This window comes from Corallococcus sp. 4LFB (assembly GCF_046520365.1).
Lineage (GTDB): Bacteria > Myxococcota > Myxococcia > Myxococcales > Myxococcaceae > Corallococcus > Corallococcus caeni.
Map to the genome: position 1 here is coordinate 1 of NZ_JBKGHJ010000248.1, position 6,579 is coordinate 6,579.

The 6,579-nt window shown below is 69.2% G+C and carries 4 protein-coding genes and 1 pseudogene; 3 read left to right on the forward strand and 2 right to left on the reverse strand.

Annotated elements, in window-relative coordinates; all coding sequences use genetic code 11:
* From ACLEQD_RS24415 to ACLEQD_RS24425, 3 genes are all read left to right on the forward strand, one after another.
* On the forward strand, positions 1-1,305 hold a 1,305-nt coding region (locus tag ACLEQD_RS24415), incomplete at its 5' end, for a response regulator (protein ID WP_410387199.1).
* A gap of 119 nt (positions 1,306-1,424) precedes the next feature.
* The gene (locus tag ACLEQD_RS24420; protein WP_410387201.1) at positions 1,425-3,398 is read left to right on the forward strand and encodes an ATP-binding protein; all 1,974 of its coding nucleotides are present in this window, start codon (positions 1,425-1,427) and stop codon (positions 3,396-3,398) included.
* A gap of 116 nt (positions 3,399-3,514) precedes the next feature.
* Complete coding sequence (locus ACLEQD_RS24425) at positions 3,515-5,440, forward strand: sulfatase-like hydrolase/transferase (RefSeq protein ID WP_410387203.1); 1,926 nt, start codon at positions 3,515-3,517, stop codon at positions 5,438-5,440.
* On the opposite strand, the gene ACLEQD_RS24430 is transcribed toward ACLEQD_RS24425, so the two are convergent.
* Complete coding sequence (locus ACLEQD_RS24430; RefSeq protein WP_410387204.1) at positions 5,437-6,348, reverse strand: type VI immunity family protein; 912 nt, start codon at positions 6,346-6,348, stop codon at positions 5,437-5,439. The genes ACLEQD_RS24425 and ACLEQD_RS24430 overlap by 4 nt on opposite strands.
* Positions 6,345-6,579 (reverse strand): annotated as a pseudogene (locus ACLEQD_RS24435) (hypothetical protein); the annotation flags it as partial. The gene ACLEQD_RS24430 and the pseudogene ACLEQD_RS24435, both read right to left, overlap by 4 nt.

Below are 6,579 nucleotides of genomic sequence, written 5' to 3' on the forward strand. Positions count from 1 at the left end.
CCGTCCCGCCGGCCCCCCCCGGTGTCGGAGCCGCAGGGCCACGTGCTGGACGCCGCGCTGCCCCCGCAGGTGGAGGGCTCCCACACGCCCGTCGTGGTGGAGGACGACCGCGAGTTCATCCGCGAGGGCGACCGCACCCTGCTCATCATCGAGGACGACCTGAAGTTCGCCCGCATCATGGTGCAGATGGCGCGCGAGAAGGGCTTCAAGGCCCTGGTCGCCACGCGCGGAGACAGCGGCCTGGCCATGGCGCACGAGTACCAGCCGGACGCCATCACCCTGGACATCCAGCTGCCGGTGGTGGATGGCTGGAGCGTGCTGGACCGCCTCAAGCGCAACCCGCGCACCCGTCACATCCCCGTCCACATCATCAGCGTGATGGACAAGCACCTGGGCAACACCCAGGGTGCGTTCGGCTACCTCACCAAGCCCGTGAGCAAGGAGGGCCTGGAGCGCGTCTTCGGCCAGCTGTCGCGCTTCCTGGAGCGCCGCGAGCGCCGCCTGCTCGTCATTGAGGACGACGACGTGCAGCGCAGCAGCCTCACCCAGCTGCTCAGCGACGGCGGCGACGTCGTCGTCACCGCGGTGGCGTCCGGCGCGGAGGCCCTCCAGAAGCTGGAGGAGAACGAGTACGACTGCCTCGTCATCGACCTGCTGTTGCCCGACATGGACGGCATCAAGCTGGTGGAGGAGGTGAAGACGCAGCAGCGCTTCCGCGACCTGCCCATCGTCGTCTACACCGGCCGTGAATTGACGCCCAAGGACGAGGCCCGCCTGCGCCGCTACACCGGCAGCGTCATCCTGAAGAGCGGCGCGAAGAGCCCGGACCAGCTGCTCAGCGACACGGCGCTCTTCCTGCACCGCCTGGATGAGAACCTCCCGGCGCGCGCGCGCGCGGCCCTGGCGCAGCGCAACGACCAGGACGCCCCGCTGGCGGGCAAGAAGGTGCTCCTGGTGGATGACGACATGCGCAACATCTTCGCGCTCACCAGCGTGCTGGAGAACCACAGCATGCAGGTCGTCTTCGCGGAGAACGGGCGGGCGGCCATCGAGATGCTCGGCCAGCACCCCGACGTGGACGTCGTGTTGATGGACGTGATGATGCCGGAGATGGACGGCTATGAAACCATGCGTGCCATCCGCAAGGACGCCAAGTACGCCAGCCTGCCCATCATCGCCGTCACCGCGAAGGCGCTGAAGGACGACCGGGAGAAGTGCATGGCGGCCGGCGCGAGCGACTACCTGCCCAAGCCGGTGGACACCGACAAGCTGTTGGAACTGGTCCGGCTGTGGGTGAGTGCTTGATACTCAACGAGGACGATCCATCCTCCCGCCCCCTTTGCACTTCCGTCTGGAAGGGGGCGGCCCTAGCCTTGTTCGCCGTGTCTCGGGTCCCCTGACCCACGCGCTTCCCCACCGCGCACATGAACTCCACTGAGCACACCCCGGAACGTCCCCAGGAAGCCGCCGCCCCGCCGCGTGCGGCCATCCTGATGGTGGACGACCATCCGGCCAACCTGCTGGCGCTGGAAGCCATCCTGGAGCCGTTGGGCCAGGACCTGGTGAAGGCGACCAGCGGCGAGGAGGCGCTCAAGCAGCTCTTGCAGCGCGACTTCGCGGTCATCCTGATGGACGTGCAGATGCCGGGCCTGGACGGGTTCCAGACGGCGGCGCTCATCAAGCAGCGCGAGCGCACGCGCACCATCCCCATCATCTTCCTCACCGCGCTCAGCCGTGACGCGGCGCATGTCTTCAAGGGCTACGCGCACGGCGCGGTGGACTACCTGCTCAAGCCCTTCGACCCGGAAATCCTCCGCTCGAAGGTCAGCGTCTTCGTGGACCTGTTCCTCAAGGAGCAGCAGCTCCAGCGCCAGGCGACCCTGCTGCGCCAGCGCGACCGCGAGGCCCTGGAGCGCCAGAGCGCGCTGCGCTACCGGCGGCTCACCGAGGCCCTGCCGGAGCCCATGTGGGCGGCCCGCGCGGACGGGTCGCTGACCTACGCCAACCGGGCCTGGCGCGACTACACCGGCCACCAGGAGGGGTATGAGCTGTCGCTCTCCTCCTTCCTCCAGGACGTGCACCCGGCGGACCGCGAGCGGATGCGCACGGTGTGGGCCGACGCGGTGGTGCAGGTGCAGAACAGCACGGAGGAGTTCCGGCTGCGGCGCAAGGACGGCGTCTACCGCTGGCACCTGGCGCGCGCGGTGCCGGAGTACGACGAGCACGGGTCGCTGGTGGGCTGGCTGGCCATCGCCACGGACATCGACGACAAGCGGCGCGCCGAGGAGGCGCTGGCGCGCTTCAAGACGACGCTGGACGCCACGCTGGACTGCGTCCTGATGTTCACCCCGGACACGCTCACGCTCGCGTACGCGAACGCGGGCGCGGCCAAGCAGCTGTCCGCCACGGTGGAGGAGCTGGTGGGCCTGTCGGTGCTGGAGGTGGAGAGCGCCTTCGACGAGACGGGCTTCCGCAAGCTGCTGGCGCCGCTCATGTCCGGCACGCTGCCGTCGCAGACGTACTTCACCAACCACCGCCGCCGCGACGGCACGGAGGTGCCGGTGGAGGTGGTGCTCCAGTACGTGGCGGAGGGCGAGGGCCCCGGCCGCTTCATCTCCGTGGCGCGCGACATCACCGAGCGCCAGCGCGCGGAGACGGCGCTGCGGCTGGCGAGCGAGGCGAAGGACGCGTTCCTCGCCGCCGCGAGCCACGAGCTGCGCACGCCGCTGGCCGCGGCGAAGGGCCACGCGCACCTGGCGCTGCTCAAGCTGGGCGGCCAGACGGAGGCGGGCCCCGGCAAGTCGCTGCAGATCATCAACCGGCAGATTGACCGCATGGCGAAGCTGGTGGAGGACCTGCTGGACATCAGCCGCCTGCAGGCGGGCCGGCTGTCCCTGGAGCTGGAGCCGTTTGATTTGTCGCAGCTGGTGCTGGAGACGCGGGACCGCATGGCGGTGCTGTCGCAGACGCACGAGCTGAAGGTGGAGGTCCCCGAGCACCTGGAGGGCACGTGGGACCGCGGGCGGTTGGACCAGGTGCTGACGAACCTCTTGTCCAACGCCATCCGCTACTCGCCGGAGGGCGGCCAGGTGCTGGTGCGCCTGGTGGCGGAAGGCGACAGCGGCGTGCACCTGTCCGTGAAGGACCAGGGCGTGGGCATCCCCAGCGAGAAGCAGCGCATCATCTTCGAGCGCTTCGGCCGCGCGCACGGCAGCAAGTACGGCGGGCTGGGGCTGGGGCTCACCATCAGCCAGGGCATCGTGGAGCAGCACGGCGGCCGCATCTGGGCCGAGTCCACGGGCACCGTCGGCCAGGGCTCCACCTTCAACGTCTGGCTGCCGCGGCGCACCGAGGCCCAGGCGGCGACGCCGACGGAGTCCTCGCGCACCCCGAGCTGAACTCGCGCGTCGGGTGGGGACGCGGCCTGCGTCCCCCCGGGACGCCGCGCGCGGGGTGAGGCGGCAGGGGCCAGGGGGGAGGGGCGGTTGGTATGGGCCGTGCTCTGCCTGGGGCCATGCCCTCGTCCTCGCGCCCCAACATCCTCATCCTCACGGTCGACCAGCTCCAGTTCCCCCGCTTCGCCTATGGGCCGGAGGGCGGCTTCCTGCCCGCCATCAAGGACCTCCTGGGCTTCGTGGAGGAGGGCGGGGAGGACAACCCGTTCCGGAAGTTCTTCCCCGGCTTCGAGGCGCTGCGGAAGAACGCGGCGGTGTTCCGCAACCACACCATCGCGGCGTCGGCGTGCACGCCCAGCCGCGCGGTCATCTACACGGGGCAGTACGGCACGCGCACGGGCGTCACGCAGACGGACGGCCTGTTCAAGAGCGGCGACGCGGCGGCCTTCCCGTGGCTGTCGGCGCAGGGGATTCCGACGCTGGGGCACTGGTTCCAGAAGGCGGGCTACCACACGCACTACTTCGGCAAGTGGCACGTGAGCAATCCGCCGGACCACTCGTTGAAGCAGTACGGCTTCGACGACTGGGAGCTGTCGTATCCGGAGCCGCACGGGGCCTCCATCAACAACCTGGGCGCGTTCCGCGACGAGGGCTTCGCGGACCTGGCGTGCGGCTTCCTGCGGCGGATGGCGCTGGGTGAGCCGTACAACCGGGCGCTCGGGGAGCAGTCCTACGCGGCGCCCCGGGCCGCCGCGCCGGACGGTGAAGCCCAGCCGTGGCTGGCGGTGGCGTCGTTCACCAACCCGCACGACATCGCGACGTACCCCATCCTGCCGCGGCAGTTGGATCCGAACGGGCCCAAGGTGGGGCCGCTGACGGTGCCGGCGGAGGGGGCGCGGTCGGTGACGCCCACGGCGGGGACGTTCACGGTGCCGCTCAACCCGCTGGGGTTCCCGCAGGACAACGCGGGCGTGCCGACGAACCTGCGCGACACGCTGGAGAACAAGCCGGACTGCCAGCGGGACTACGCGTACAAGATGGGGCTCGCGCTGTCGTCGAAGACGGGGCTGACGCTGCACCAGGCGAACGAGAACATCGACCCGGTGACGGTGACGTTGAACTCGGGCATCCCGTTCCAGCTGACGCACGACCCGGACACGGCGGCGGAGCGCTTCCAGCAGTACTACGCGTGGCTCATCCACCTGGTGGACGGGCACATCGCGCGGGTGCTGCGGACGCTGGACGAGACGGGGCTGCGGGAGAACACGGTGGTGGTGTTCCTCTCCGACCACGGCGAGTACGGCGCGGCGCACGGCTACCTGATGGAGAAGTGGCACGCGTCCTACCAGGAGGCGCTGCACGTGCCGCTGGTGGTGCAGTTCCCGCAGGAGCAGTCGACGCGGTACATCGACGCGCTGACGAGCCACGCGGACATCGTGCCCACGGTGCTGGGGCTGGCGGGAATCACCCGGGAGGAGCAGGCGGCCATTCGCACGGACCTGCGGCTGCACCGTCCGGTGCCGCCGTTCGTGGGCGCGGACCTGAGCCCGCTGGCGAGGGGCGAGGCGACCACGGTGCTGGAGCCCAACGGCACGCCGCGCGAGGGCGTGCTCTTCGTGACGGACGACGAAATCACGGAGCCCCTGCCGCGCACGGGAGACCCGCACCAGGTGCACGACGACGCGCTGTTCACCGTCTACACGCGCGCGGTGGCGCGGCTGCGCGAGCAGGGCAAGGTGCCCGGGTTGAGGCCTGGAGCGGTGTGCCAGCCCAACCACATCCGCTGCGTGCGCACGCCCCGCTGGAAGCTGGCGAGGACGTTCGACCCGTCCGGGGAGCACGCGGACCAGTGGGAGCTGTACGACCTGGAGACGGATCCGCTGGAGATGGAGAACCTGCTCGTCTTCGACCAGCCGTTCCCGACGCTGATTGAGTCCCTGCCGCGAGGGCTGTCGCGCGTGGAGGTGGAGGAGGCCGCGCGCGCGACACATGCGCTGCTGGAGCGGTACGAGGCGGAGAAGCTGTCGCCCTGGCCGCAGGATTAGAGGAACCGGCGGAGCCACCGGTTCGTGTCGAGCTGGTAGGGCAGGAGCTCTTCGCCTTCGTACTGGAAGAGGAAGGGCTCCATCCGCCGGGCCAGCGCGCGGTACTGGGGCGGGATGGCCTGCTTCTGCGTGTCGATGGGGTCTGGCCATTCGTCCAGGGTGACGAGCACGCGGTCGCCGTCCATGGGGAGCACGGAGACCTCCGGGAAGGGGAGCGCGTTGCGGAGCGCGTCGATGCCGCCCAGCTGTCCCAGCAGGGGCTGGCCCAGGAACGTGAGCCAGGCCGGAGCCAGCGCGTGCAGGCCGATGACTGAGCTCAGCTCCCTGTTGTTGTAGGCATCCAGTCCTGGATACCGGGCGAGGAGCGCCTCGGTGATGGCCCAGTCGCCTGAGCTGAACAAACCTTGTGGTGAGACGATGGCGAAGCTGGTGTAGCCGAAGTTGAAGGGCAGCTCATGACCCAGCTGGAGTGCAAGGGCTCGCAGATGTGAAGCCCCGTGCTCCTGGAGGTACTCGGTCGGGAACGTGAACGACACCGCGCTGATGGGGGCTTCCAAGATGGGATCCCCGAGGCGGCGCGCGTAATACTCGAAGTGGTGGTTGCCGGCCTCGCTCGGGTTCTCCATCAGCTCAACGGACCAGACACCCCTCCAGGGCGGGTCCAGCAGATACTTCCGGATGTGTTCCCATCCCTTCTCGTCGAGCGCGTCCAGTTCTCCTTCTCCAGACGGATACCAACCCAGCGAGCCACGAGGGATGGCCTGAAGATAGGTCTGAAGGGCGCGCCAGACAGCGTCAGCGAAGGCCTCAGGGGGGGCGTGGAAAAAGAAGGAGATGACGATTCCGTCACGTCCCGCGACCCAGCCGCCTCTGCCGTGAAGCCGGATGGTGGGAAAGGCGTCTTTCATGGAGCCCTCACTCCAAATCTTGGCGAGATGAGCAGAACCTGCCCGCCCAGGGCCGCCTTGTAGACTCGTCCCTGGTCCCGACCGAAGTACGGACTGCTCGGCCCATATTGCGTCCACTGGGGCTGGTTTGTGTCCGGGCAGGGGAACTTGAAGTCCAGGGTGAGCGCGGCCTTCAACAGGTTGCGATCCGCATGGAGCACGAGGTCCGGCTTGAGGGTGCCTCGGAGTTCC

Bases quoted from the DNA above. Each gene is read 5' to 3' on its own strand.
- ACLEQD_RS24420 (WP_410387201.1), top strand. From the start codon at position 1,425: ATGAACTCCACTGAGCACACCCCGGAACGTCCCCAGGAAGCCGCCGCC.
- ACLEQD_RS24425 (WP_410387203.1), top strand. From the start codon at position 3,515: ATGCCCTCGTCCTCGCGCCCCAACATCCTCATCCTCACGGTCGACCAG.
- ACLEQD_RS24430 (WP_410387204.1), bottom strand. From the start codon at position 6,348: ATGAAAGACGCCTTTCCCACCATCCGGCTTCACGGCAGAGGCGGCTGG.